This is a genomic window from Mycobacterium conspicuum (assembly GCF_010730195.1).
GTDB classification, from domain to species: Bacteria; Actinomycetota; Actinomycetes; order Mycobacteriales; family Mycobacteriaceae; genus Mycobacterium; species Mycobacterium conspicuum.
On the sequence record NZ_AP022613.1, the window covers coordinates 4722544 to 4747539 of the forward strand.

Consider the following 24996-nt stretch of genomic DNA (forward strand, 5'->3'; position numbering starts at 1 on the left):
GGATGCGGCTAGGGCGCGAGCGCGATGATGCCGGGTTCCATAGGTGGCGGTGCCGGGGCCGCTCCGCCGATGCCACCACCATGGCCGCCCCCGCCAACGGCGATGCCCGGCGGAGGACCGACTACGGGAGGCGCCTTCTTGGGCGGGGTGGGGGCCGCCGACTGCGGCAGTTTAACCAGGTGGGCGTCCGGGACCTGGGGCAGGGGCGGATCCGGATTGGCCACGTCAGCGCCTTGGCTGAAGGACGCCAGCCTCACTTGTTCGCCGGATCTCTGCCGGCGAGTGAAGCCCACCTGATGGTTCGGGCAGTAGGCTCCCGCGGACGCCCACACGAATCGGATCGCTGACCGATGGACACGACCCGGGTCGGCGCCGGGGGTCACGGTCTTGGCGTAGTCCTCGAATTCGTCCACCACGGTGTCCAAAGGAACACCGCCGTTTAACTCGCCACAAACCTCGTGAGCCGTCTTGATGAGGTTCGGTATGCCCGAGACAGCCGGAACGCCTTGCTCATCGAGCAGCGCCAAAAACTGCGCGTCCTGGCTTGCGTCGGCCGATGCCGCGCCGCCGTGCAGAATTGCGGCGCCGGTGAGCGCGACGGCGACGGAAACTCGAGAGCCGACGCGAATGGTGATGCCGGTGAACATGGCCGGGCTCCGTTCTGCTCGGTCCCCCGCTTCGTGCGTGATGTCTGGTCGGGCTTCCCTCCCACCCCGGGAATTAACTGGCAATTTACCACCAGTTCACCAAGAACGGGAGCCTCACACGCGCGTCAAAAGACGATCGCGCGCAGGACCAAACATCCCCGGCACCCGGTGGAGGCGGCTCGTTTTGAGGTAGCGTTTTGAGAGGATGCGCGACAGATGCGGAGGGGCGCCACGGTGAATCTCGGTCTATGGGGCTATCTGACGATACTTGCCGCCGTGATGGCAGTCGTGTTCATCACTTGCGTGTTCGTTTTCATACGACGACTAGAAGATCGAACACCTGCGTCGCTCGGCGAAAAGGTGGGTGCCCACAAAGCGGTGTTGGCGAAATTGCGTAAACGCCAAGCGATGTCGCAGGACGAAGTGGACTATGCGACCGAGCTAGTCTCTGATGCGCGGTCCCCGCTGGCGTACGCGATACCGGCCGCCCTGTTCTCGATGGGGTTCTTTTACGTGGTGGGCTGTCTCTACGAGTTACACATCTATGGCGGTGCCCCGTCCTTTCGGACGTTCATCGGGGGGCTGCCCATGTTGGCCTCGATGAATATTGTCGCTCAGCTGCGTAGGGTTGCGGGATTGAAGCGGCGCTTACCGGAAGCCGCTAGCAAGGTCTGACCCGAGGCGTCCGACACGATCTCGGCAATTACGCTGTGTGGCCGCGTGATTCGGCGGTGACCGCCGGGTCGCCGTCTTCCCACAGCAGCAGTTGACGGACCGATTCGCGTGACCCGTAGGGCCGAAGCATCTGACTGGCGGGGCGGGGGCGCACCCGTTGCGGCCACCAGAACCAGCGCCCGAGCAGCGTCGCGACCGACGGCGTCATGAACGAACGCACAATCAGCGTGTCGAACAGCAGGCCGAGCGCGATCGTGGTCCCGATCTGACCGAGCACGCGCAGATCGGCGAACACGAAGGAGCCCATGGTGGCGGCGAACACCATGCCCGCGGAGGTGACGACCGAGCCCGAGCCCGCCATCGCGCGGATGATGCCCGTCTTCAAGCCGGCGCCGATCTCCTCCTTGAACCGGGAGATCAGCAGCAGGTTGTAGTCCGAACCGACCGCCAACAGCAGAATGACCGCCAGCGCCAGCACGATCCAGAACAACTCGATACCCATGATGTCCTGCCAGATCAGCACCGAGAGACCGAAGGAGGCGCCCAACGACAGCGCCACCGTGCCCACGATGACGAACGCGGCCACCAGCGAGCGGGTGATGAACATCATGATGAGCAAGATCAAGGCCAGCGCGGACATGCCGACGATCATGAGGTCGTATTTGGCGCCGTCCTGAATGTCCTTGTACGTCGCGGCGGTACCGGCCAAGTAGATGTTGCTCCCCGCCAGGGGTGTGCCCTTGAGGGCTTCGGTCGCGGCGTCCCTGATCGCGTCGATGTGTGAAATGCCTCGCGGGGTAGCGGGATCGCCATCGTGTGTGATGATCATGCGGGCCGCCTTGCCGTCCGGCGACATGAACATCTTCATGCCGCGCTGGAATTCGGAGTTGGTGAAGACCTCCGGCGGTAGGTAGAAGGAGTCGTCATTTTTGGCCGCGTCGAACGCTTGCCCCATCGCGGTGGAGTTCTGCGTGGCGGCGGCGGCCTGGTCGTTGATCCCCGACGTGGTGGCGTAGTTGGTCAGGGTCAGGTCCCGATTCTTCTGCTGGAGCGCGATCTGGGGCGGCAGCAGCGCCAGCAATTTGGGCTGCAGCGCATTCAATTGATCCAAGCTTGCCGTGATCTGTCCGAACTGGTCGGTCAGCGCGTCGATGCCGTCGAGGGCGTCGAAGACCGCTCGTAGCGCCGCGCAGGCCGGGATGTCGAAACAGTGCCGCTCCCAATAGAAGTAAGCGCGCAGCGGCCTGAAGAAGTCGTCGAAGGTGGCGATTTCGTCGCGCAGGGTGGTAACCGTTTCGACGGTGGTATGGAATGCTTTGGTCTGCGCGGCCGTAGCGGCCGCGGACTGCTGCTGCAGGGCGTACTGCTGCTTCAAGATCTCGATCGTCGCATTGATCTGGTCGGCCTGTTTCAACAGGTCGGCGGCGCGGTCTTGTTGGTACTTCAGGTTTTCGATCTGGCCCGTGTTTTGCGCGCTGATCTGAAACGGTATCGAGCTGTGGTCCAGCGGGGTGCCCAACGGGCGGGTGATGGACTGCACCTCGGCAATGCCCTTGGTGTGAAAGATCGCCTTGGCCACCCGCTCCAGGATGATCATGTCGGCCGAATTTCGCAGATCGTGATCGGCGTCGATCATCAGCAACTCGGGATTGAGCCGGGCTTGCGAGAAGTGGCGCCCGGCCGCCGCGTAGCCCACGTTGGCCGGGGCATCGGCCGGCATGTAGGGGCGGGTGTCGTAGCTCGTCTTGTATCCCGGCAGGGCGAGCAGGCCGATCAGAGCGATGGCGACGGTCACCACCAGCACGGGTCCGGGCCAACGGACGATGGCCGTGCCGATGCGCCGCCAACCCCGGCTGCGCATCGGGCGGGCGGGTTCGAAGAGGCCGAAGTGCCGGCCGATGCTCAGCACGGCCGGGGCCAGGGTCAGCGCGGCCGCCAGCGCGACGACGACGCCGGTCGCCGCGGGGATGGCCATGGTCTGGAAGTAGGGCAGCCGGGTGAAGTGCAGGCAGAACACGGCGCCGGCGATCGTCAGGCCCGAACCCAGGATGACGTGCGCGGTCCCGTGGTACATCGTCGCGAAGGCGGCGGTCCGCTCCTGGCCGGTGAGGCGCCCTTCGTGGTAACGGCCGAGAATGAAGATCGCATAGTCGGTTCCGGCGGCGATGACCAGTAGCGTCAGGATGTTGGTCGAGTACGTCGACAGCCCGATGACACCGGCGTTCGCGAGCACGGCGACGACTCCGCGCGACGCGGTCAGTTCAATCATCACGGTGAAAATCACCAGCGCTGCCGTGGTGACACGGCGGTAGATGAAGAGCAGCATCAGCAGGATCACGCCGATGGTGATCAGGGTGGTCTTCAGCGTGCCCTTGCTGCCCACCTCGAACTGATCGGTGACGAGCGGCGCGCCGCCGGTGACGTAGGCCTTCACCCCCGGCGGCGCGGGTGTGCTGTTCACGATGTTGCGCACCGCATCGACGGACTGGTTGGCCAACGACTCGCCCTGGTTGCCGGCGAGGTAGACCTGCACCAACGCGGCCTTGCCGTCGGCGCTCTGGGATCCGGCCGCCGTCAGCGGATCCCCCCAGAAGTCCTGAATGTGCTCGACGTGCTTGGTGTCCTGGCTGAGCTTGCGGATCAAGCCGTCGTAGTAGTGGTGCGCGTCGGCACCGAGCGGCCGATCGCCCTCGAGCACGATCATGGCCGCGCTGTCGGAATCGAACTCGTGGAACACCTGGCCGATGCGCTTGCTGGCCTGCAGCGACGGCGCATCCTGCGGGCTGAGCGACACGTTGTGTTGTTGGGCAACCCGTTCCAGCTGCGGCACAAAGACATTCGTGACCACGGCCAGGCCCAGCCAGAACCCCGCGATCAACACCGAGTACCGACGGAGCAGATCGGGCACCGAAAGTCGTTGGGTGTCAGGGGTACTCATCCGGACTTGTCCAGGCAGAAGGTGTAGGCGTTCAATTTGTTGACCGTTCTCTCGTCCTTCACCACACCGTCGATGGTGATGCGGCAGCTCAGCGAACTGCTATTCCCTTGGGCCATGACGTTGACGAATACCGCGGGATCGGTTGTCGTGACGTCGTAGGACCACGGCAGCGGCGCGTTGTCAACGCGCTGCGGTTGGGCATGGACGTCCAGGTAATTGATCGACGCCACCGTGCCGGGCGGCCCGAAAACCTCGAGCACCACATGTTTGGGGTTGAACGGAGCGGAGTCGTTGGTGAGGCCGCTGCCCGCCTTCGTGCTGTAGTGCGAGCCGAAGATGCCGTGCAGCCGGTACACGCCAAACGCGACGAGCGCGACCACGACCACGGCCACCACTATCATCCACCCCCGCTTGAGCAGGCCGCCGGGCGAGATCCGTTGTCTCACGGAGGACTCGCGTGCGTGGCAACGGCGCGGATGAAGTTGTCGGCGAAAACCTCGCAGACGGTATCGATGTCGTCGAAGTGCAGTTCCGGGATGCCATCGGTGACCGGCCGCATGAACGTGTGGATCATGACCGGGCCGACCAGCTGTTGGAAAAGCAATGGAGTCGGCATATCGCGGATCCGCCCGGCCCGGATCTCGTCGTCGAACCAACGACCGAGCACACCGAATACGCGAGGACCGGTGTAACCAAAAAAGGACTGCACGGCGGGGCTGCTCGGGCGCGAAAACGCTTCGGCGAATATCGCGGGGGCGACGCGCGGTTCGCGGCCCAGGGCTTGAACGAGTACCCGGTAGAAGGATCGCACCGTTTCCCGCAGATCGCCACGCGGTAGGTCGAGAAAGTCCTCGATCTCGAGGATGGGGCTGTGCCGCTCGAAGACCGCCCGCATCAACTCATCTCGGCCGCCAAACACCGTGTGCAGGCTGTAGACCGAACATTCCGCCCGCGTCGCAACGGCCTCTAATGTCGTTGCGGTTAAACCCAATTCACTGATCAAAGCCGCAGCCGCATCGAGGGCCCGCGTACGGACGGGGGGCTGGCCGCCGGGGTCGACACCGGCCGCCCGGACCGCGGCGTCCAGGGCGGCGCGCGATCCTCCGAGGCGGCGCAGCAAGGTGCTGCGCGACATGCCGGCCTCTGCGGCGATCGCGACCACGGGGACGTCGGCCACATCCTTGGCCAGCTTTTCGGCGGCCCGTAAAGCCGCCTCCACCAACTCGGAAGGCACCACCTCGTCCGCAGCATCCGAGGCCGGCGGGACGCGTTCAGCAGTCACGCCCTGGCGTGCCATGGCGTCTCCCTACCCCGAAGGCAACCTTGAACATTGAGCCGCCGCAACCCCTTCGGCCCTGGCTCGACTCGTGATACGTTACCTTATGCACTATGGGATCGTATTTCAAGACTGAGCCTGCGCGAGCGGGCGCTGACTGATTCGGTGCTCGAGTCCTAGCGCAAGAACTGGCCACGCATCGGTGCGGTTCCGGGCATGATGTTCGGCGGGGCGACCGCATGGGGGCGCGTACCGACAGCCGGCACCGCCGCGCGACGCTTTAAGGCGGGGGCGCGCCAGATTGCTACGGCTGCGAATCCACCGTGGCCGCGTGCCGCGGCTGATACAACAGCGCTCGAACCAGCGGGCGCGGCCCCACGGACCGAAGCATCTCGCTGGCCGGGCGGACCCGGACCCGCTTCGGCCACCAGAACCAGCGTCCCATCACCGTCATGATTGACGGCGTGATCAGCGATCGCACGACGAAGGTGTCGAACATCAGGCCGAGCCCGATCGTCGTGCCGAACTGGCCGATCGCCCGCAGATCGCTGGTGATCATCGTGGCCATGGTGACGGCGAACACCAGACCGGCCGCCGTGACCACCGGGCCAGTCAGGCCCATGCCCCGGATGAGTCCGGTTTTCAGGCCGGCGCCGATCTCCTCTTCGATTCGCGACACCAGCATCAGGTTGTAGTCCGAGCCCACCGCCAAGAGCACGATCAGCGCGAATTCGGTTGCCACCCAGTGCAACTGGAAATTAAGGAGATGCTGCCAGATCAAGGTGGAGAACCCGAAGGCGGCCCCCAGCGACATCACGATCGTGCCGACGATGACGCCCGCAGCAACCAAAGCGCGGGTGACGATCACCATGATGATGAAGATGAGCACGATGGAGGCCACCGCGGCGATCATCAGGTCGAACTTCGCGCCGGTGGCGATGTCGTGGAACGTCGCGGCGGTGCCGCCGAGGTAGATGTCCGCGTTTTGCAGCGAGGTGAGTTTGATTGCCTCCTTGGCCGCCTTGCGTTCCTGGTCCACCGAGGCGATTCCCTCGGTGGTGGCCGGATCCACCGAGTGGGTGATGATGAAGCGCGCGGCCTTGCCGTCCGGGGACACCATCAGGCTCAAACCCAGCTGAAAGTCCGGGTTGGAGAAGATCTCGGGCGGCAGGTAGAACAGGCTCTCGACCTGAGAGTCGTTGAACGACTTGCCCATTACGGCGTTGGTGTCGGTCAGCCGATCGAATTGATCGATGAGGCTGTCGAAGGTGCTGTAGATGGTCAGCGTGGTATCGCGGATCGCCTTGGAGGTGGCGATGTTCTGCGGAATGATCGCCAGCAGTTCGCGGGTGGCCTTGGCCGTGTCGTTGAGGTCGGTGGTCAGATGGTGGAACTGCTCGGCGAGCTTGTCGAACCCGTCCAGGGCGTCGAACAGGCCTCGCAGCGACCAGCAGATCGGGATGTCGAAGCAGTGCTTCTCCCAATAGAAGTAACTGCGAATCGGCCTCCAGAAGTCGTCGAAATCGGCGATGTGGTCCCGGATTTCGTCGGTGATGGCCGCCGTGTTCGCCGCGGTCTTGGCGCTGTCGTCCGCGGCGTTCGCGAGGTTCTGGGTCACCGCGTACTGGCGCTCGAGCAGGGCGATCAGGGTGTCCAGATAGCCGGTGATCTTCTTGATGTCGGCGACGCGCTCCTTGAGGTAGTTCAGGTTGTCCCGGACCGGCGCGCTTTGCACGCTGAGCTGGAACGGAATCGATCCATCTTGAATCGGCGGGCCGAGCGGTCTGGTGATGCTTTGCACCCGCTCGATCCCGGGCACGTGAAACAGGGCCCCGGCGATCTTGTCCAACACCAGCATGTCGGTCGGATTGCGCAGATCGTGATCCGACTCGATCATCAGCAGGTCCGGGTTCAACCGCGCCTGGGTGAAGTGTTGATCGGCCGCGGTGTACGCCTGCACCGAGGCCGCGCTCTTCGGGAGGTAGTACAGGTCGTTGTAGCGCGGGTTGAAGCCCGCCAATCCGATCGCGCCGACAATGGCCAGGATCACCGAGGTGGCCAGGATGGGTGCGGGCCAGCGCACGATGGCCGTCGCCAGGCGGCGCCACCGGGTGTAGTTGAACTTGCGCTTCGGATCGAAAAGACCGAAGCCGCTTGCGAATGCGATCAGCGCCGGCGTCAAGGTCACCCCGGCGGCCACCACCACCAGCAGCCCGACTGCGCACGGGAACGCCAGCGAACTGAAATACGGCAGCCGCGTGAAGTGCAGACAGGCCAGCGCCCCCACGATCGTCAGGCCCGAGCCCAGCACCACCTTGGTGACCCCGGCGAAGGTGTCGTAGTAGGCGGCTTCACGGCCCAGTCCCCGCTCGCGGCCCTCCTGATAGCGGCCCACCATGAAGATCGCGTAGTCGGTCCCGGCCGCAATCGCCAACGCCGTCAACAGATTAACGGCAAACGTCGACAGCCCCATGATGCCGGTGTCGCCCAACAGCGCCACCACGCCTCGGCCGGTGGCCAGCCCGACGAACAGAATCACCATCGTCAGCAGCACGGTGCCGATCGACCGATAGACGAACATCAGCATGATCGCGATGATGATGACGGTGATGATCGTCATCTTGAACAGGCTCGCGTTCCCCACGACGATCGTGTCGTCGGTCAGGGCTCCCTGACCCGCGACATACGCCTTCACCCCCGGCGGCGGCTTGGACTCGGCGACGATCTTGCGCACCGAGTCAACCGACTTGTCGCCGACCGCACCACCCTGGTCACCGCGCAGGTTGACCTGGACGTAGGCGGACTTGTGGTCATAGCTCTCGACACCCGAGGCGGTGAACCGCTGCCCCCAGAAGTCGAGGGCGTGTTCGACGTGTTTGGTGTCCTGCCTCAGCTTCTTGACCAGATCGTCGTAATACCGGTGCGCGTCCTGGCCCAGCGGCTTGTCACCGACCAGGGTCACCAGGACGAGGTTGTCGGAGTCGTACTCCTTGAATTTCTCCCCGATGTGCTTCATCCCGGTCACCGACGGCGCATCCGACGGCGACAGCGGCACCGAAACGTCCTCGGCGACCGCCTCCAACTGGGGGACAAAGACGTTGACGCCGACCGCGATCAGCAGCCAGATCACCACGATCGGCAGCGCCAAAGCGCGGATGGTGCGGGCTAGCCGCGGTTTGTGCTCGACTTCGGTCGGCCGCGCGACGGGGATCTCGTCGGTGTCGCTGGAATCGCTGCTCACGCGGACTTGTCCAAACAGGAAACCTGCGCATTTCTGCCGTCGACGTGTTGTTGATCGACCAATGTGCCGTCGACGGTGATCCGGCAGCCGATCGAGGGGCTGTCACCCTGTGCGACGACGTAGGCGAAGATGCCGGGCATTTCCGCGACGATCGTCTGCGACCACGGCAACGTGGTGAAGCTGGCTTTCTGCGGTTGCGCGTCGGCATCCATCCAGTTGACGACGCCCGTTGTCCCGGCCGGTCCCAGGATTTCATAGATCGCGGTCTTGGCCGCATACGGCGGCGTCGCGTCGCGCGGATCGGGCTTGGGCAGGCCGGGTCCGGGGAAGACGCCGTTGAGTCGGCCCACCGCAACACCGCCGATGATGAGCGCCACCACCACGACCAGCGGGATCCATACCCGCTTGACCAGCCTCAGCACGGTTCCCCCCGATGAATGCCCGACGGCCTGATCGTAAGACTTTTCGTCGCGTTCGCCACCGCTAGCCGAACGCCATCGCCGCCCAGTTAATTCCTGCCGGTGCGCTCCTGGCTCGGAGCCACGCCGCCTGCCCGTTCGGGCCGCAGCCGCAATCCAGGTTCGGACAGCGCAAGGCTTCTCGAGGCGGATGCTTGGAAATACTTTGTGCCACAGCTTATTTGGTCGCACACCATGCGCATTGCGAGCCGGACAATTTTAGCGGTCGCAACCGGTATTGATTTAGGGCCATCCGGCGTAGATTTATCGGTATGGCTACCAAGACGAAGGTGAAGACCTGCGTGCATTGCGGCCACACGTTCGATCCGAACGACCGACACCGTGACCTCTACGATCCGGAATGGCTTCCGGCCGCATCAGTTTATTGTTCGCCGCACTGCAGCGACCGGTACCACTGCGAGATGGGCCATTGCTGCTCGACCCGCGCCAAAGCGAAGGCTCGGCGCGAAGCGGCCAAGGCGCGAGTCGGCTAGCCTGAACCGCCCTCTGGGTCGTTCAAAATCGCCGCATAATCGCGCCCGCCATAGAAGATACCGATGATCGCCACGGTCTGGTCCAACACAGCGAATGCGATAACGACCCGTCTTCTGAAACCGATCGTGCGCAGCCCTGGCCTGATGTCGTCACGAGCACTGCCGCGATGGGGGAATGCGGCCAGTTCCTCGCAGTAAGCGACGATCGCATCCGTATAGCGCGCCGCGACTTCGACCGACCCCGCGGCGGCGATATAGCGGTACAGCTCGACAAGCTGATCTTCCGCCTCGGGCGTGAAGACGACGCTCAGACTCACACGCCCCCGGCCTGCTCGGCGGCCAACCGAGCCCGTACCCTCTGCGCGGTGACCGCGCGCGAGGGGTCGGCGACGACGGCATCGTAGGCGGCGGCCACCTCGTCACGAAGCCACGCTTCAATAGCCTGATCGCGGGCGAACAATGCCCGTAGGCCCTCGCGGATCACCTCACTCTCGCTGGCGTATTCCCCCGAGCGCACCCGCTCGCGAAGCGCATCAGCCATGTCGTTTGGGAGTGTGATGCTCAATTGCCGCGTCGTTCGCATGATCAATCTCCATCATCCAGTAGGACTGAATCCTACTCGCATCATCACCCGGCGCCAGCAGCTAGGCGCAGAACGGACTGACAAAACTGCACTCAAGTGCCGATTTCTGTCCCAGCGGTGCTACGCATGAATGGTGGCGGGACTGCCACGCAACAGCGGGCCGAGCGGAGAACAAGTTGTCCGCGTACTTGCGATATGTCCCCGTGTGTCACGCGATGTAACAGTGCTGGCGCGTGGACTGAGCGATCCTTCACCCCCGCATTACTCCGCGATCCACGTTGGGTTTCCATGTACCGACGACATGCTGGACAATCCGCTCGGCCATCCGCGTCGCCGCAACCTTGACAGTCGACGGCAACGAACGTACAGCGCGTTCGAATGCGCCAGGCAGCTCAGCCCGGAGTTCTGCCACCCAGGCCACGCCTTCATCCCCCGGTATCCCCAGCCGGCGTCCAACGTTTCGCCAGTCGGAATTGGTGACGTCCAGCATTTTCCAGTGATCGCCGATCTTCATCGAGGACCGCAGGCGCTCATGCTGGTCGTACGGCGCAGCGGAGGCTACGTCATACATAGGTGATACCTGCGCGCGCGACCCGATGAGGACGAGCGAGTAATTCTTGGCATGGGCGTCCGTTGCGCCGATGAGCACGTTGTAGGCCAGAGCCTTGAAAAAGCGCTCGGCGTTGACGTCGCGGTCCTCAATCGGCAGCCTGCTGAGCAAATCTGCGATATCGCCGACCCCGGGCCCGCCATCGGATTGATATTTCAGGCTCGGGTGTACCGATAGCGACTGACACATGTCCTCTTGGTGGACTCGGCGCCATCCCGTCTCGTCATGCAGCCGGTCGTAACGAGTCGACACGAACACCTGGGTGTCACCGATCTGCCTCACCTCGCATTCAGCGGCGAGCAGACCGGCCTCACGCGCGGCGCGCAGGCACAGCGCCTCATTGATGTGGTGCTGCGCGTAAGGGGCGATGGCGGGCTTCAGGATGACCGTTGTCGGTGTGGAGTCACGCGGGATTCCGAACTGCCCGGATACGGGATCGCGGAACAATGCGACCTTCGGTTGCGCCCCCGGGAGGCTCCACCGCCCCGCGAACCTGCCGGGATCCCAATCGGTTTGATGGGCTGCGACATCCTCGACGAGGTCGGCCAAATCGGTCTCACTCAGCCACTGAATATCGCCGCTTCGAGACCGCGCGTCGGCAGCATCAACGTCCGGTGGCAGGATCTGGACCGCGCCTGTTGCGTCCCGGCCGACATGAGCAAGCAGGCCGAAGGGATTGTTGGGGGACACGTGGTACTGACGGCCCCACCGCTGTCGTACGCCTTCACTGTCCGGGAGCAGGCCTTCGAGGTACATCCGAATTGCCTTGTCGCGGTGCCGATTCGCATGGATGGGTATCGACAGCGACAGCGGGGTCGGCTCGAGCGCGCCGACGTATGTTTCGTCGTAGACGAATCCCAGCCTGCCCTGACTGGATTGGGTCAGCGTTCCAGCCGGCGTCCCGTCGAGGTAGACCCGTAACTCCCTCCTTGCCATCAGGCGTCCTTGCTTCCGAACAGCGCGGCGAAAGGATCAGCCGTCCGCGCCGAGTCAGACTTTTCGGGCGCAGCCCCTCCCTGACGTTTGGCGCGATCGTTCGATTGAGCCTCGGGCGCGGTCGCGTCGAGGCTCACCCCTAAAACCCGCAATGCATCGAGCACCCGTTGCGCTTCGAGGCGTGGATGCCCCTTCTCAAGGCGAACGACCCAGTCGCGGCCTGTCTTCAGTCGTGCTGCGAGGTCAGCTTGGGTCATCCCGCGGGCAGTTCGCGCGGAACGAACGAGTACACCGAGATCGCCCATCGTCTTGATTTGCACCTTAGGCACCTCTTGTAGTCGTTCGGCAACTTTTCACAGTGTAGTCGTTCGGCAACTTTGACAAAAGTTGGCGTTCTACGACTTTCCGCACTTAGGCGTCGCACGGCTGTGAGGTGCTGCGGGAAACCTGGACACATATACCGATTGAACAGCAGCACCCAACATCGTCTTGCTGGCCAAGATTGTGGTTCTACGAGAACCGGCCCCCTTAGTGGCCCCACGAAAACCGACCCCCGAATAGTGAGTTCCAACCGGATCATGACGACCCCGAACTCCGGCCGACTCCCCCAGCACCGACTTGCTGCGGTTAACCTACAAACGGGCGATCCACGATCCGGTCACGCGAAGGAGGCCACCCCACCGACGCCTTCAACCGCTTGCCGGAAATTCACTTGCCGATCCATCAGCCAGTCGAGCATGGCAGGCCATTCGCCAACGCTTTCAACATCTTTGAACTCTGACTGAACGTACACCGCCGCCGCCTTGTTTCCGGGCTTGTCATCCCATTCGGCCACTTGCCCGAGCGCCTGCTCAAATTGAACCTTCATCTGCTGAAGGGCCGCGAACCGCTTCGCGTTAACGGCGGCGTCAGAAGCACCGAACCAAAGCTGGACCCTGAGGCCCTGTTGGGCAAAAACTGCTTGGTACGCGACACCGCTGACGCCGGAAGGCAGGTCGTACCAGTTCCAACGTGTTGAAGCTTTCGCCGATGTCCAGTTGGGGTGCTCGCTGGTGACTCTGTTGAGAAATTTCTCCCAGAACTCCCAATAGAGTTTCGACCGCTCAGTCATCGGACCCGCACCTGTCGCGGCCTTGACCCGCTTTCCCCAGTCGTTCGGCTGTGCAACGAGCCTAAAATTCGGGGCCGGGACAGACTCTCCAATCCGGACGACCCCTATCTCCACTCCGAAGAATCTCGTGTCGGGGTCGGTATGTTCGTTCAGCCAGTCCAACGCGGCGCGGTGCTCGGGGCGGAAGCTCGTGGCTGTCCAGACGATTGTCTTTGGATTGGTTCCGGCCGCGTAGGTGAGGATCTGGCCGAGGTGAGCATGGTCGGACTGTTCCAACTGATTCTCGACGATGACAACACTGTCATCAGCAAGGTCTCGGCCAAGGAGGTCCAGCGAGAACCCCCCAACAGGGTGCTCTGCTACCTGAAGCTCAAGCTCCATACCGAGCAAGTCGCTGAGAACATCGACGTTCTCAAGCAGCCAGGGCGTGAAGCTATGGGCCTCGTGAGCCCACACCTTACGGGGTGCGACTGCGCTTAGGCGGCCCAGGTTCGGTGTTGTCATGGATCTCCAATGTTAGCTAGATGGTGTGGGGGCCGGTCGGGCTCGGGGTTGGTCAGAACCTGTGCTCGAAGTTATTCGACCTGCGATCAAATCGAGCTGGAGTGATGGCGAAGACTTCTGCAACATCAGCCACCGGGTCAGCATCGACACTGGCGAGTCCCTGATCGTTCGGGCAGGCGCGCGTAACAATAACGGTCTCATCTCAGTTGGTGGGGCACCGAACATCGCAGCCAAGCTGAGTGACCTGAAGGACGGCCACGCGACTTACGTCACCGACCGCGTACATAGCGAGCTCACTGAGGACCTGCTCTACTGCGAAACAAACGGATTTCGGCAGAACTGCTGGTCCAGGCTGTACTCTCCTATCCAGATCGGGGGTACCTACAACACCGTCTACGGCTCGAACGTCTACTGGGGCATCTCATGAACCCCGATCCCATCGAGGCCGCCTGGAAGATCCACGCTGCCGTGGTCGACTGGACCGGCAAGGTCGATACAAAGGCGTCGTTCGCGCTAACAATCGAGGCCGCACTTCTGGCCGGAGTCGTCACGCTGTCTGGCGAAAGACGCGTGTTTAGCAACCTCGGCGGGCGGGCGGTAGTTTGGTACGTCCTTGGCAACCTGTTGCTTATCGCTGCCGTTCTATGCGCGGCGTGGGTGGTGCGCCCACGTCTTCGCGGAGCCAATCTCAAAGCAGAGGCGGCGGACAACTTCATTTACTTCGGACATCTACGACACCTGACGCCGGAAGCCGTTCAAGAGCGGCTTGAAGGGACCGATCTTCTCTCCGTTCTTTCGAAACAGCTCGTGGAGATGAGCAAGATCGCTTGGATGAAGCACCGACTCGTCCTGCTATCGATGAGCCTTGCACCAATTGGTGTCTTGGCTCTAGGCATCTGCGCGACATACTGACGGCCAACTTCGTTGGGCAATGGCCGGCCCGCGCGGAGCGACACCGCTGCGTGTCTGAAGCGGCTCGGTCGCCTCCTGGGGATTTGGGGGTTGCTCATGCCGGTTTTCCCATGAGAGCGTCTGGCGATGACATCGCCCGCCGATCCAGTAGACGAGACGTTCGAACCCCTCGCGGACGGGGTAAGTGCCCGCGCCGACGTGAGCACCGAGGGCAGCAACGTCTGCCGGGCAGGTGCCCTCGCTGCTTTGCTCCGAGGCGCCACAGCGGCAAGGAGTGGGCTCACTACCGAGCTACGGGCGATCGGCTTTTCCGAACGCATCATCGGAAGTGGTGCTCGCGATTGGGCCGGGCAAAATCCGCTCCAACGTGTAGGAGTCTTCGGCCAAGCATTTGCACCCGACCTCGACCAAACGCGGATGAGCCGGTGGGCCGAGATGAACGAAAATGACGACCCGAGACCGGCTGTCGAGTTTCTTATCGCAATGCTGGGCAGCTCTCTTGAACGCGAGTCGGCTGCAGCCGCTGCTGCGCTGTGGCGGGGACTCGATCTTGGCGTGGAGTTGTCGCCGCGGTCCATTGCTGCCCGACGGCGAATTTATGACCGACTGTTCTTCGGTCCGCGATACGACGACGATCTCTGGCTGCTGCGTCCGTTCGGGTTGGAGGAGCAGTTGTTCGGCCTCGACGTCGGGGAGACGCAACCGTGGGACCCGGACCGATGGCTAAACATCTATGAACAACTGCAGTTTCGCCTCGGCCAGGACCGCTATGTCGATGCATTCGTGATCGCGGCGACGGTGAGCGCCCGGCTCTACCAGGCCCTTCAATCGCCAGATTCCATCGTTCGGTCGCTGGCAATTGCCGCGCTCGTACGGGTCGCCGACGGACCGCCACCGGCAAAGGATCATCGCGACTCCAGGTCGACCGGAGTCTCGGCAACGCCTACTGTCTCGACGATCATTCATGGCACGACGGCGTATATGGGCGACTGGTGGCGGCCGCAGGTCGGCGATTTCCACCGCTTCATCCATGACAACTACCGTCCAAATCTGTACAGCGGCGGCGGACGCTTCAGCTGGAGCGGCGCTTATAGCGCTAAGCACCGCTCCAGAGCAGCACAAGATCTCGTCGCGTGGATAGCAGATCTAGCGCCACACGGTATCCAGAGCCTGTTCGGGCATAGCTACGGTGGCGAGATCGCCTCCCGTGCAGTAAATCTCGGTGCGCCGATCCAACAGCTCGTTCTGCTCAGCACACCCGTCACGCGCCAAGTCAAGGCCGCTGCAGCAGCCGGCGCCAGGATCGTCGATGTACGGCTTCCGCTTGATCCGGTTTTGGCGCTGGAGCTCAGGCCGCAACGCCTCGCGCGCCGCGAAAACGTGACACGAGTAATCACATCTTGGCGACTGAGCCACAGCGCCACCCACGAAGAATCTGTCTGGGTGTCGGAGGACATTGCCCGGCGTGGTCACATCCAGCTTGAGCCGGATCTGGCTAAGAGATGAGTTGTCGACAACGGTCGCACCTCACGCAGCCAAGACCTACGGGTTGTCTCGTCAGCAATTGCATCGACTGCTCAAGCGCTACCACCAGGGCGGTCTAGAGGCCGTTGACCCACGGTCGAGGCGCCCAGCCAGCAACCCCCGCGCGGTGCGCGATGACGTCATCATCGCCATCGTGCGACTGCGCGAACAACTCAGCGCCGACGGTCTAGATGGGCACGCTGGACCCCGCTGGAATCCCGGCTCTTCGGATTCCAGCGGGGTTGACCGCGCTCGCTGAAATTCCCCACTGACGCTCGTCGAAATTCCCCACCCGTGTGGCTCCGCCGAGAAGGGCGGGCCTCCTTCGAAGCTGCTGGTGTCTGACGCCAGTTGCTCCATCGAAGGAGGCCCGCTTTCTCATGCTCACATGGGAGGACGATGTGGAAGTACATGCCCTGCGCAAGCGTGGTTGGACGATCTCGGCGATCGCCCGCCACACCGGTTTCGACCGCAAGACGGTCCGCAAGTATCTGGCCGGTGACGGCACCCCCGGGGTGCGAGTTCGGCCCGGCCCGGATCCGTTCGATCCGTTTGTTGACTACGTGACCGCGAGACTGATCGAGGACCCGCACTTGTGGGCCCGCACCCTCTACGACGAATTGGAGGACCTGGGGTTCGGTCTGTCGTATCAGAGCCTGACCCGCAACATCCGCACCCGGAGTTTACGCCCGGTCTGTGAGGCGTGCCGGAGCGCCACCCAGCGCCCGAACGCGGTGATCCCACATGCTCCGGGAGATGAAACCCAATGGGACTGGCTGGAATTGCCCGACCCACCGCAATCGTGGGGCTGGGGCAAAACGGCACACCTGTTGGTCGGCTCGCTGGCTCATTCTGGTAAGTGGCGCGGCTTGCTGACGCCCTCGGAGGATCAGCCGCACCTGGTCGCCGGCTTGGACCGCGTCGCTCGCGGACTCGGTGGGCTGACCCGGGTGTGGCGGTTCGATCGGATGGCCACTGTCTGCGACCCAGGCTCGGGACGGGTGACCGCGTCGTTCGCTGGGGTGGCCAAGCACTACGGCGTCGCAGTGGCGATCTGCCCGCCGCGACGCGGCAACCGCAAGGGCGTGGTCGAGAAGGTCAACCACACTGCCGCGCAACGCTGGTGGCGCACCCTGGCCGACGACCTGACCGCCGAGCAGGCCCAGGTGAGTCTGGACCGCTTCGCGCGGGTTCGCGGCGACACCCGGCTGCGCGCCACCGCCGACGGCCGCTCCTCGGTCGCGGTGGTGGCCAAGGCTGAACCACTGCACCCCGTGCCGGCATCGCCGTATCCGGTGATCGTCTGCGAGACCCGCACCGCCTCGCGGCAAGCGTTGGTGTCCTACCGCGGCAACCGCTACTCCGTGCCCCCGGAACTGGCCGCCGCCAACGTCGTGGTGTCACATCCGGTCGGTGGTGACTTCATCGACATCGCCACCGCGAGCGGCATCGTGATCGCCCGGCACCGGATGGCCGGCGACGGGCTCGGGGTCATGGTGCGTGACAGCGGGCATGTCATCGCTCTGGATACCGCGGCGATGGCCACTGCGGCGACCGGGCGTCCTCATCGCCGCAAGGAACGCATCCCACCCGGCCCAGCCGCCAAAGCCGCTGCCGCGCAACTACTACACCTCAAGCAGGCGCCATCCATCGCCGTTGAATCATCAAGCTCGTCAACCGATTCCACCGTCATCGACCTGTCCGCCTACGAGCGGGCCGCCCAGAACAGGACCATCCAATGACCCCACCGGCCGCACCCCGAAGACCACCACCACGACGCCCACCGAGGAGTCTCCGACGGCAGCAGCGTCGCGGTATCAGCAGCTGCGCTCGCACTTGGCCGAACTCAAACTGGCCTCCGCCGCCGAAGCCCTACCCGCGGTCCTCGACCAAGCTACTGCCGAAGGCCTCTCGCTCACCGTCGCCCTGGGCGACTGCTGGCCGTGGAAGTCCAGGCCAGCACCGCCCGCCGACTGGCCGGGCGGCTGCGGTTCGCCTGCCTGCCCACCCCGGCTACCCTGGCCGACTTCGACGTGGATGCCGCCGCTGGGATCGACCGCAAGCTAATCGATGAGCTGGGTACCTGCCGTTATCTCGAATCAGCGACCAACATCCTGCTGATCGGCCCACCCGGCACCGGAAAACTCACCTCAGCGTCGGATTGGCAAGGGCCGCAGCCCATGCCGGCTACCGCACCTATTTCACCACCGCAGCTGATCTGGCCGCACGGTGTCACCGCGCCGCGATCGAGGGCCGCTGGGCCACCACCATGCGGTTCTACGCAGGCCCGACTCTACTGGTGATCGATGAACTGGGGTACCTGCCGCTGCCCGCCGAGGCCGCCTCGGCGTTGTTTCAGGTTGTCTCCCAACGGTATTTAAAGACCAGCATCGTGATCACCACCAACCGCGGGGTGGGCGCGTGGGGTGAGATCCTCGGCGACACCACAGTCGCGGCCGCCATGCTTGACCGCCTACTACACCGCTCCGTGGTCATCAACCTCGACGGCGAGTCCTACCGCCTGCGCGACCACCACGCCGCCGCCGAAACCCTACGCCGAACCACCACCGGCACCCGCCAACAACTACACTGACCGTTGCTCACAGGTGAGGAATTTCGGCGAGCACACCTGAGGACTTTCGATGAGCGCGATCAGGGTCCGGTGCTGGTTTGAGGTCGGCGTGCCCTGCGGTTGTTGGGGACGAAGGTGCCTGAGTCTTTGAAGCGTGACCATCAAATTCAAAAGCACCTTCGTCCGTTATGAGCCTAGTCAGATCGTTGAGGCCCTGGTCGGGCTCAAGGATGTCCGTGTCTTGGCCTATCGACGTAGCGGTCCTGATGTCGAGCTGGTGATCGAGCAGACCGTCGTGGATCGGTTATGCCCGACGTGTGGGGGCGCCGGCCAGATCAAGGAGCGGCCGACGGTGCGCTATGTCGATTTGCCCGTCTACGGCCAGCCGATGCGTCTGGCCTGGCGCAAGCATCGTGTGATTTGCCGGCGAGCCGGCTGTGCGGGGGGCGAGCTGGACCAGTGCCGACCATCGCATCGCGGCCAAGAACTGCCTGCTGACGACCCGCTGCGCCAAATGGGCCACGATGCAGGTCGGGACAGGTCGCGCGGTTTCTGATGTCGCGCAGGAACTTTCCTGCGACTGGCACACCGTCAATGACGCGGTCATGACCTACGGCCAAGCGCTGCTGGCTGCCGACCGGCGTCGCCTGAACGCCACGACCGCGATCGGCTTGGACGAGACCTCGTTTGTGAAACTATCCAGCCGCCGGGCCCGCTCGTATGCGACCACCGTCGCTGATGTCGCCAACCACCAGATCATCGAGATCCTGCCCAGCCGAAACTATGTCGATGTCGCGGGCTGGATCGACCAACAACCCCTGGCCTGGAAACACCGCATTCGCTTCGGCGCCCTGGACATGTCGGCGACCTACGCCGCGGTCTACACCGTGATGCTGCCCCGCGCTGAGCAGGTCGTCGACCCGTTCCACTGCGTGCAACTGGCCAACCGGACCCTCGACGACATTCGACGACGTGTGCAGCGCGAACAAAAAGGCCACCGCGGCCGGCGCAACGACCCTCTCTACCGGGTCCGCCGCGTGCTGCTTACCGGTGAGGAACGCCTCGACGCCAAGGCCACCCAACGCCTGACATCGCTGCTGCAACTGGGCGATCCCCGCGGCGAAGTCGCCCTGGCCTACCGCGTCAAGGAACGCCTGCGCGAGTTCTACTGCTGCACCGACATCCACACCGCCCGCGCGATGCTGTCCGAACTGATCGAACACTGCCTACGCCCGGGCCTGCCCCCCGAACTCAACAAGCTCGCCCGCACCCTCAAAGCCTGGTACGACGAGATCTGCAACTACCACATCGCCCGCGTCAGCAACGGACCCACCGAAGCCCTCAACAACCTGATCAAACGCATCAAGCGCATCGGCTACGGCTTCACCAACTTCAACAACTACCGCATCCGAGCACTGCTCTACGCCGGCAAACCCAACTGGCGCGTCCTCACATCCATCGTCGTCCGATGAACACAGCACCCCGCCAAGATCCGAAGAGCCGGAATCCCAAGAGCCACTCATCACAAGGGTGGAGCTAAGGGGATTCGAACCCCTGACCTTCTCGATGCGAACGAGACGCGCTACCAACTGCGCCATAGCCCCTGACCGCTAGCAGGCTACCAGTTCTACCAGCCGGCCCGTTACTGGCCGACGGCGCGCGGCAGGTCGCGGGGCCAGCCGTAGGCCCGCGCCGGGATGTTGTAGTCCAGGTGCTCGAAGATCGGGTCCTCGTCGTCGATCTCGAGGACCACCGCGCCCGGGCGCCGCAGCCGCGAGGGCACCACGTCGTATTCGCGGTCGGCGGCGTTCTCCACGCCGAGCCGCGCGCGCGCCATCCGCTGCATGCGGCGACGGCGCACCTTCTCCTCGATCCGGGTTTGCCGGCGCAGATACGCCAGGTAGAACACGGTGATGGTGGTGGCGATGCTGCACACCCACCAGGCGGTCGGGGTCACCTCGAACGCCGCGGTGGCCGAGCCGACCAGGACGACCGCCATCACCATCAGCACGCGCTTGCGGAAGGTGTACTTGCGGGCGCTGACGGCGGCGGCGGTCTTCTCGTCAAACCGACGCCGCCGGGAGGCGGCCGGCGGGACGGGGACGGCGCCTTCCTCGTAAGCGTCGTCGTCCTCGTCGGGCTCCAGCCCGGACGAGTCGTCGACGTACTCGTATTCGTCGTCACGCCCGGTCGCGTGGGGCTCGGTGTCGGGCTCGGCGTCGTCTGAGGCGTCGTCCGAGGCGTCGTCGGGGGCCTCGGCCACCGGCTCGGTCTCGGCTTCGCTGGCACCGGCGGGCAGCGCGCCCGAGTCTTCGATCACATCGACATCTAGGACATCGAGAACATCGGTCTCGGCCTGCTCGGGCACGGCGAACTGCACCACGACGGGGTGGGTGGGTCGCTCGTCGGCCTCGTGCTCGTCGTCGTCTTCGGAGTGTTCGTCCTGCTCAACGTCCTCCGGCTGCCAGTCGGGGTCGCTGCGATGCCCCGCCGCGGGGCCCTGACGCCGCAGCAGACGCGAGGCCGCACCGCCGTTGAGCACTCGGGTCGCCAACGCGACGTCGCTGGTGCGCCGCACGGCGTCGCGTTTGCTGATCAGCATCGGAACAAGCACAAAAAGCCACAGCACCACCAGCGAGATCCACAATAAAGATTGGGGAATGCTTGGCATGACGACCTGCTCTCTTCGATTCTCGATAAATCCACGCGACCAGCACAATTACACACCTGTGATTTGACCATTACAAGCACCAACGGCCACTCGTGTCACACCAGCAACTTTTGAGTCACGCTGCGGTCTCGGCGCCTGGTCACGGCCAGCTGGCGTGCCCGGCCCGAACCAGAGTCGAGGTCACCGACCCGTAGACCTCTTCCGCGGTGATCGCCAGCAACAGATGGTCCCGCCACGCCCGGTCGACTTCGAGGTAGCGGCGCAACAGGCCCTCCTCGCGGAAGCCGACCTTTGCCAGCACGGCGCGGCTGGCGGCGTTTTCCGGGCGCACCGTGGCCTCCACGCGATGTAGCGAAACGGGACCGAAGCAATGGTCGAGCCCCAGCGCCAACGCGCCGGTCGCCACCCCGCGGCCGGTCACCGACTTCGACACCCAATAGCCGATCCAGGCCGACCGCAACGCCCCGTGGGTGACGTTGCCGATGGTCAGCTGGCCGCAGAAGCGCCCGTCCAGCTCGATCACGTACGGCAGCATGCGTCCGTTGCGGGCCTCCGAACGCAGGCCGGAACACAGCGCCGGCCAGGCGCCGACGGTGTGCCGGACGGTCCAATCGCCCTCGGCGCTGGGCTCCCAGGGCTCGAGGTGCGCGCGGTCGGCCAACCGGATCCGGCTCCACTGCGCCCCGTCTCGCATCCGCACCGCGCGTAGCCGGATCAGCCCCGCCGGGACCCGCAGCGGACCCACGTCCAAGGGCCAACCGGGATGCCGCGGGTTGGCGCGCAGGAGGTTCACGAAGGGGCGCACTCTTCTGAGTCAGCCGCGCTGGGCGAGGAAGGCCACATCGACGACCTCGCCGGTGCGGATCTGCTCCGCGCCGCTGGGAATGACGACCAGACAGTTGGCCTCGGCGAGCGTCGCCAGCAGATGCGATGACGCGCCCGGGGCCCCGCCCAGCGCCTGCACCAGGTATTCACCGCTTTCCTGATCCCGCATCAGCTGGCCGCGCACATAGCCCTTGCGCCCGGCCACCGACGTGATCGGAGATAGCGTGCGCGCCTGGATGATTCGGCGCATCGGCTGCCGCTTGCCCAACGACAGCCGGATCAGCGGCCGGACCATCACCTCGAACACCACCAGGGCGCTCACGGGATTGGCCGGCAGCAGAAACGTCGGGACACCCTCGCGCCCGAGCTGCCCGAAGCCCTGCACCGATCCGGGGTGCATGGCGACGCGGACGACCTCCATCTCGCCGAGCTCGGACAGCACGGCGCGCACCGCCTCGGCCGCCGCACCCCCGACGCCGCCGGCGATCACCAGCACCTCGGCCCGGTTGATCTGTCCCTCGACGATCTCGCCGAGCTCCTTGGGGTCGTTGCTGACGATGCCGATGCGGTTCACCTCCGCGCCGGCGTCGCGGCCGGCGGCCGCCAGCGCGTAGGAGTTGACGTCATACACCTGCCCGTTGCCCGGGTTGCGGGTGATGTCGACCAGCTCGCCGCCGACGGCCATCACCGACAGCCGTGGGCGGGGGTGCACCAGGACGCGTTCGCGGCCGACGGCGGCCAGCAGCCCGACCTGGGCCGCGCCGATGATCGTTCCGGACCGCACGGCGACGTCGCCGGGCTGGACGTCGTCGCCGGTGCGCCGCACGTAGGCACCGGAGGGCGCGCCGCGCAGGATCCGCACCCGCTGCGTGCCGCCGTCGGTCCAGCGCAACGGCAGCACCGTGTCGGCCAGCGTCGGCAGCGGCGCGCCGGTCTGCACCCGCGCCGCCTGGCGCGGCTGCAGCCGGCTGGGGGTGCGCGAGCCGGCCTCGATGGTTCCGGTCACCGGCAGCACCAGCCCGCCGCGCTGGCCTTCGTCGGTGTCTTCGTCGGCGTCGGAAAACGCGCCGAGCGCGCCCATCTGGCCCACGTCACCCACCCCGACCACGTCGACGCTGCGCACGGCGTAGCCGTCGATCGCGGCCTGATCGAATCCGGGCAGCGGCCGTTCGGTCACCACTTCCTCGGCACACATCAATCCCTGCGCCTCGGCGATGGCAACACGGATGGGCCGCGGGGCCACCGCGGCGGCCGCTATCCGGGCTTGTTGCTCCTCCACAGAACGCACGAGCGCGCCTTTCTGCCCTCACGTCGTGACGGGCGCCGACGCCGGGAGCGAACCGGGCCCTGCACCGTCGGCGTTACTGCTCGGTCAGACCCAGTCGCGCTACCAACCACCGCCGCAATTCCGGGCCGTAGTCGTCACGATCCAATGCAAAGTCAACCGCAGCCTTGAGGTAGCCGCCGGGATTTCCCAGGTCGTGTCGAGAACCACGATGCACCACCACATGAACCGGGTGGCCCTCGCTGATCAACAGCGCGATCGCGTCGGTGAGCTGAACTTCGCCGCCCACGCCGCGTTCGATGCGGCGCAACGCGTCGAAGATGGCGCGATCGAGCACGTAGCGGCCCGCCGCGGCGTACAGCGACGGCGCGTCCTCGGGCTTGGGCTTTTCCACCATGCCCTTGACCTTGAGCACGTCGGGACCGCCAGCGGCGTCGCCCTCGGCGACCGGCTCGACGTCGAAGACGCCGTAGGCGCTGATCTCCTCGGCCGCGACCTCGATGGCGCACAGCACCGTGCCGCCGTGCTCGGCCCGCGCCGCCGCCATCGCCTCCAGGACACCCATCGGGCGCACCAGGTCGTCGGGCAGCAGCACGATCACGGCGTCTTCGTCGGGGGTCAGCACGGGCTCGACGCAGCTGATCGCGTGTCCCAGTCCCAGCGGTTCGGCCTGGACCACGGACTCGACCTTGATCAGCGCCGGCGCGCGGCGCACCTTGGCCAACATGGCCTGCTTGCCGCGCGCCTCCAGCGTGCCCTCGAGCACCAGGTCGTGGACGAAGTGCGCGACGACGCCGTCCTTGCCTTCGGAGGTGACGATCACCAGGCGTTCGGCCCCGGCCGCGGCCGCCTCCTCGGCGACCAACTCGATGCCGGGCGTGTCGACGACGGGCAGCAGCTCCTTGGGCACCGTCTTCGTCGCCGGCAGGAAACGCGTGCCGAGGCCGGCCGCGGGGACGATCGCCGTGAAGGGGATCGGGACTTCAGCTCGGCGTGACATCGTTCACACCATAACGCTCTGTGGACCCACTGCCTGGGTGTGACCCGGGGCTGTCATCGTTAAACCATGTCGAACCTGACCAAAGCAACCTTGCGGGAGCAGCTGATGCTGGCCCGCCGCGACGTTGCCGAGGAGGTTCGGGCCGCCGAGGCAAGCATGCTGGGCGAGCACGCGGAGGCGGTGGTGAGCCAGGGCAGCACGGTCTGCGCCTACGTGCCGGTGGGCACCGAGCCGGGGTCCGTCGAGCTGCTGGACAGGTTGCTGCGCCGAGCGGGGCGGGTGCTGCTGCCGGTTGCGCGGATCGCCGACGACAACACCCCCGCGCCGCTGCAATGGGCCGAGTACCGCCCGGGCGCGCTGACCCGCGGGCTCTGGGGGCTGCTCGAACCACCCGAACCCTGGCTGCCCGCGTCCGCTCTGGCCGAGGCCGACGTGGTGTTCGTGCCGGCGCTGGCGATTGATCGCCGCGGCGCGCGGCTGGGCCGGGGCCGCGGCTTCTATGACCGGTCGCTGCCGGGCCGCGATCCGCACGCGCGGCTGATCGCCGTGGTCCGCGATGACGAGCTGGTGCGGGAGTTGCCGGCCGAACCGCACGACGTCCCGATGACCGACGCGCTCACGCCGCGGCGCGGCATCGTCGCGCTGCCGATCCGGGAATGATCGCCATCACGTGGCGGTTCTAGCACTTGACGCGGTAGAGTGCTAATTCAGGTTTCACATCATCCGGAGGTTTT

At 65.0% G+C, this 24996-nt stretch carries 25 protein-coding genes, 1 tRNA gene and 1 pseudogene; 11 read left to right on the top strand and 16 right to left on the bottom strand.

Annotated features, from left to right (window positions below; genetic code table 11):
• Positions 1 to 8 precede the first annotated feature (8 nt).
• The gene (locus G6N66_RS21545; RefSeq protein WP_085233615.1) at positions 9 to 647 is read right to left on the bottom strand and encodes a DUF732 domain-containing protein; all 639 of its coding nucleotides are present in this window, start codon (positions 645 to 647) and stop codon (positions 9 to 11) included.
• A gap of 234 nt (positions 648 to 881) precedes the next feature.
• Here G6N66_RS21545 and G6N66_RS21550 point away from each other — a divergent pair, with 234 nt between their 5' ends.
• A complete protein-coding gene (locus G6N66_RS21550; RefSeq protein WP_085233671.1) occupies positions 882 to 1322 on the top strand; it encodes a hypothetical protein in 441 nt (146 codons plus the stop codon).
• A 28-nt stretch (positions 1323 to 1350) separates the two neighbouring features.
• On the opposite strand, the gene G6N66_RS21555 is transcribed toward G6N66_RS21550, so the two are convergent.
• The 5 genes from G6N66_RS21555 to G6N66_RS21575 form a co-directional block, all read right to left on the bottom strand.
• Positions 1351 to 4260: an MMPL/RND family transporter gene (locus G6N66_RS21555; RefSeq protein WP_085233614.1), complete on the bottom strand. Its 2910-nt coding sequence runs from the start codon at positions 4258 to 4260 to the stop codon at positions 1351 to 1353.
• Complete coding sequence (locus tag G6N66_RS21560) at positions 4257 to 4661, bottom strand: MmpS family transport accessory protein (protein ID WP_085233670.1); 405 nt, start codon at positions 4659 to 4661, stop codon at positions 4257 to 4259. The genes G6N66_RS21555 and G6N66_RS21560 overlap by 4 nt, the downstream gene beginning before the upstream one ends.
• 41 nt (positions 4662 to 4702) lie before the next feature.
• Positions 4703 to 5494 carry a TetR/AcrR family transcriptional regulator gene (locus G6N66_RS21565; RefSeq protein ID WP_163645968.1) on the bottom strand — a complete coding sequence of 264 codons (792 nt, stop codon included), beginning with the start codon at positions 5492 to 5494 and terminating at the stop codon, positions 4703 to 4705.
• A gap of 346 nt (positions 5495 to 5840) precedes the next feature.
• On the bottom strand, positions 5841 to 8777 hold the full coding sequence (locus G6N66_RS21570) for an MMPL/RND family transporter (RefSeq protein WP_085233612.1): 2937 nt from the start codon (positions 8775 to 8777) through the stop codon (positions 5841 to 5843).
• Complete coding sequence (locus G6N66_RS21575; RefSeq protein WP_085233611.1) at positions 8774 to 9199, bottom strand: MmpS family transport accessory protein; 426 nt, start codon at positions 9197 to 9199, stop codon at positions 8774 to 8776. The genes G6N66_RS21570 and G6N66_RS21575 overlap by 4 nt, the downstream gene beginning before the upstream one ends.
• Positions 9200 to 9507: 308 nt before the next feature.
• Between G6N66_RS21575 and G6N66_RS21580 the strand changes: the two genes are divergently transcribed.
• On the top strand, positions 9508 to 9729 hold the full coding sequence (locus tag G6N66_RS21580) for a ferric uptake regulation protein (RefSeq protein ID WP_085233610.1): 222 nt from the start codon (positions 9508 to 9510) through the stop codon (positions 9727 to 9729).
• Here the strand turns inward: G6N66_RS21580 and G6N66_RS21585 are convergent.
• From G6N66_RS21585 to G6N66_RS21605, 5 genes are all read right to left on the bottom strand, one after another.
• Entirely contained in the window at positions 9726 to 10046 is a 321-nt protein-coding gene (locus G6N66_RS21585; RefSeq protein ID WP_085233609.1) for a type II toxin-antitoxin system RelE/ParE family toxin, read from the bottom strand. The two genes, G6N66_RS21580 and G6N66_RS21585, sit on opposite strands and share 4 nt — an antisense overlap.
• Positions 10043 to 10312, bottom strand: a complete 270-nt coding sequence (locus G6N66_RS21590; protein WP_085233608.1) for a ribbon-helix-helix domain-containing protein — start codon at positions 10310 to 10312, stop codon at positions 10043 to 10045. Before G6N66_RS21590 ends, G6N66_RS21585 begins: the two co-directional genes overlap by 4 nt.
• Positions 10313 to 10562: 250 nt before the next feature.
• The gene (locus G6N66_RS21595) at positions 10563 to 11858 is read right to left on the bottom strand and encodes a type II toxin-antitoxin system HipA family toxin (protein ID WP_085233607.1); all 1296 of its coding nucleotides are present in this window, start codon (positions 11856 to 11858) and stop codon (positions 10563 to 10565) included.
• Positions 11858 to 12178 (bottom strand): helix-turn-helix domain-containing protein, encoded by a 321-nt coding sequence (locus tag G6N66_RS21600; RefSeq protein WP_197747048.1) that lies wholly within the window; start codon positions 12176 to 12178, stop codon positions 11858 to 11860. Before G6N66_RS21600 ends, G6N66_RS21595 begins: the two co-directional genes overlap by 1 nt.
• 338 nt (positions 12179 to 12516) lie before the next feature.
• Complete coding sequence (locus tag G6N66_RS21605) at positions 12517 to 13473, bottom strand: DUF4268 domain-containing protein (RefSeq protein WP_085233605.1); 957 nt, start codon at positions 13471 to 13473, stop codon at positions 12517 to 12519.
• Positions 13474 to 13534: 61 nt separating this feature from the next.
• Between G6N66_RS21605 and G6N66_RS21610 the strand changes: the two genes are divergently transcribed.
• From G6N66_RS21610 to G6N66_RS21645, 8 genes and pseudogenes are all read left to right on the top strand, one after another.
• Entirely contained in the window at positions 13535 to 13900 is a 366-nt protein-coding gene (locus tag G6N66_RS21610; RefSeq protein ID WP_179968300.1) for a hypothetical protein, read from the top strand.
• Complete coding sequence (locus G6N66_RS21615; RefSeq protein ID WP_179968301.1) at positions 13897 to 14385, top strand: Pycsar system effector family protein; 489 nt, start codon at positions 13897 to 13899, stop codon at positions 14383 to 14385. Before G6N66_RS21610 ends, G6N66_RS21615 begins: the two co-directional genes overlap by 4 nt.
• Positions 14386 to 14511: 126 nt before the next feature.
• Positions 14512 to 15891 (top strand): alpha/beta hydrolase, encoded by a 1380-nt coding sequence (locus tag G6N66_RS21620; protein ID WP_139825272.1) that lies wholly within the window; start codon positions 14512 to 14514, stop codon positions 15889 to 15891.
• Complete coding sequence (locus tag G6N66_RS30510) at positions 15851 to 16168, top strand: helix-turn-helix domain-containing protein (protein WP_232079382.1); 318 nt, start codon at positions 15851 to 15853, stop codon at positions 16166 to 16168. Before G6N66_RS21620 ends, G6N66_RS30510 begins: the two co-directional genes overlap by 41 nt.
• A gap of 121 nt (positions 16169 to 16289) precedes the next feature.
• Complete coding sequence (locus G6N66_RS21630; RefSeq protein ID WP_085235495.1) at positions 16290 to 17651, top strand: Mu transposase domain-containing protein; 1362 nt, start codon at positions 16290 to 16292, stop codon at positions 17649 to 17651.
• A gap of 82 nt (positions 17652 to 17733) precedes the next feature.
• Positions 17734 to 18502: pseudogene (gene istB / locus G6N66_RS21635) on the top strand (IS21-like element helper ATPase IstB).
• Positions 18503 to 18635: 133 nt separating this feature from the next.
• Positions 18636 to 19037 (top strand): transposase family protein, encoded by a 402-nt coding sequence (locus tag G6N66_RS21640; protein WP_163645900.1) that lies wholly within the window; start codon positions 18636 to 18638, stop codon positions 19035 to 19037.
• A complete protein-coding gene (locus tag G6N66_RS21645; RefSeq protein WP_163645901.1) occupies positions 18919 to 19953 on the top strand; it encodes an ISL3 family transposase in 1035 nt (344 codons plus the stop codon). The genes G6N66_RS21640 and G6N66_RS21645 overlap by 119 nt, the downstream gene beginning before the upstream one ends.
• A gap of 59 nt (positions 19954 to 20012) precedes the next feature.
• Here G6N66_RS21645 and G6N66_RS21650 read toward each other — a convergent pair.
• The 5 genes from G6N66_RS21650 to G6N66_RS21670 form a co-directional block, all read right to left on the bottom strand.
• A tRNA-Ala gene (locus G6N66_RS21650) sits at positions 20013 to 20085 on the bottom strand.
• Between the two features lie 38 nt (positions 20086 to 20123).
• Positions 20124 to 21152 carry a divisome protein SepX/GlpR gene (gene sepX, locus G6N66_RS21655; protein ID WP_085234868.1) on the bottom strand — a complete coding sequence of 343 codons (1029 nt, stop codon included), beginning with the start codon at positions 21150 to 21152 and terminating at the stop codon, positions 20124 to 20126.
• Positions 21153 to 21291: 139 nt separating this feature from the next.
• Entirely contained in the window at positions 21292 to 21945 is a 654-nt protein-coding gene (locus G6N66_RS21660) for a GNAT family N-acetyltransferase (protein ID WP_179968302.1), read from the bottom strand.
• 21 nt (positions 21946 to 21966) lie between these two features.
• Positions 21967 to 23265 (bottom strand): molybdotransferase-like divisome protein Glp, encoded by a 1299-nt coding sequence (gene glp, locus G6N66_RS21665; RefSeq protein ID WP_085234869.1) that lies wholly within the window; start codon positions 23263 to 23265, stop codon positions 21967 to 21969.
• A 73-nt stretch (positions 23266 to 23338) separates the two neighbouring features.
• On the bottom strand, positions 23339 to 24262 hold the full coding sequence (locus G6N66_RS21670) for a UTP--glucose-1-phosphate uridylyltransferase (RefSeq protein ID WP_085234870.1): 924 nt from the start codon (positions 24260 to 24262) through the stop codon (positions 23339 to 23341).
• 66 nt (positions 24263 to 24328) lie between these two features.
• On the opposite strand from G6N66_RS21670, the gene G6N66_RS21675 reads away from it, so the two are divergent.
• A complete protein-coding gene (locus G6N66_RS21675; protein WP_085234871.1) occupies positions 24329 to 24922 on the top strand; it encodes a 5-formyltetrahydrofolate cyclo-ligase in 594 nt (197 codons plus the stop codon).
• Positions 24923 to 24996: the final 74 nt, after the last annotated feature.

Excerpts from the sequence above, each read along its gene's own strand:
- G6N66_RS21545 (WP_085233615.1), bottom strand. The coding sequence starts at position 647 with ATGTTCACCGGCATCACCATTCGCGTCGGCTCTCGAGTTTCCGTCGCC.
- G6N66_RS21555 (WP_085233614.1), bottom strand. The coding sequence starts at position 4,260 with ATGAGTACCCCTGACACCCAACGACTTTCGGTGCCCGATCTGCTCCGT.
- G6N66_RS21560 (WP_085233670.1), bottom strand. The coding sequence starts at position 4,661 with ATGATAGTGGTGGCCGTGGTCGTGGTCGCGCTCGTCGCGTTTGGCGTG.
- G6N66_RS21580 (WP_085233610.1), top strand. The coding sequence starts at position 9,508 with ATGGCTACCAAGACGAAGGTGAAGACCTGCGTGCATTGCGGCCACACG.
- G6N66_RS21590 (WP_085233608.1), bottom strand. The coding sequence starts at position 10,312 with ATGCGAACGACGCGGCAATTGAGCATCACACTCCCAAACGACATGGCT.
- G6N66_RS21595 (WP_085233607.1), bottom strand. The coding sequence starts at position 11,858 with ATGGCAAGGAGGGAGTTACGGGTCTACCTCGACGGGACGCCGGCTGGA.
- G6N66_RS21605 (WP_085233605.1), bottom strand. The coding sequence starts at position 13,473 with ATGACAACACCGAACCTGGGCCGCCTAAGCGCAGTCGCACCCCGTAAG.
- G6N66_RS21615 (WP_179968301.1), top strand. The coding sequence starts at position 13,897 with ATGAACCCCGATCCCATCGAGGCCGCCTGGAAGATCCACGCTGCCGTG.
- G6N66_RS21620 (WP_139825272.1), top strand. The coding sequence starts at position 14,512 with ATGACATCGCCCGCCGATCCAGTAGACGAGACGTTCGAACCCCTCGCG.
- G6N66_RS21630 (WP_085235495.1), top strand. The coding sequence starts at position 16,290 with ATGCTCACATGGGAGGACGATGTGGAAGTACATGCCCTGCGCAAGCGT.
- sepX (WP_085234868.1), bottom strand. The coding sequence starts at position 21,152 with ATGCCAAGCATTCCCCAATCTTTATTGTGGATCTCGCTGGTGGTGCTG.
- G6N66_RS21670 (WP_085234870.1), bottom strand. The coding sequence starts at position 24,262 with ATGTCACGCCGAGCTGAAGTCCCGATCCCCTTCACGGCGATCGTCCCC.
- G6N66_RS21675 (WP_085234871.1), top strand. The coding sequence starts at position 24,329 with ATGTCGAACCTGACCAAAGCAACCTTGCGGGAGCAGCTGATGCTGGCC.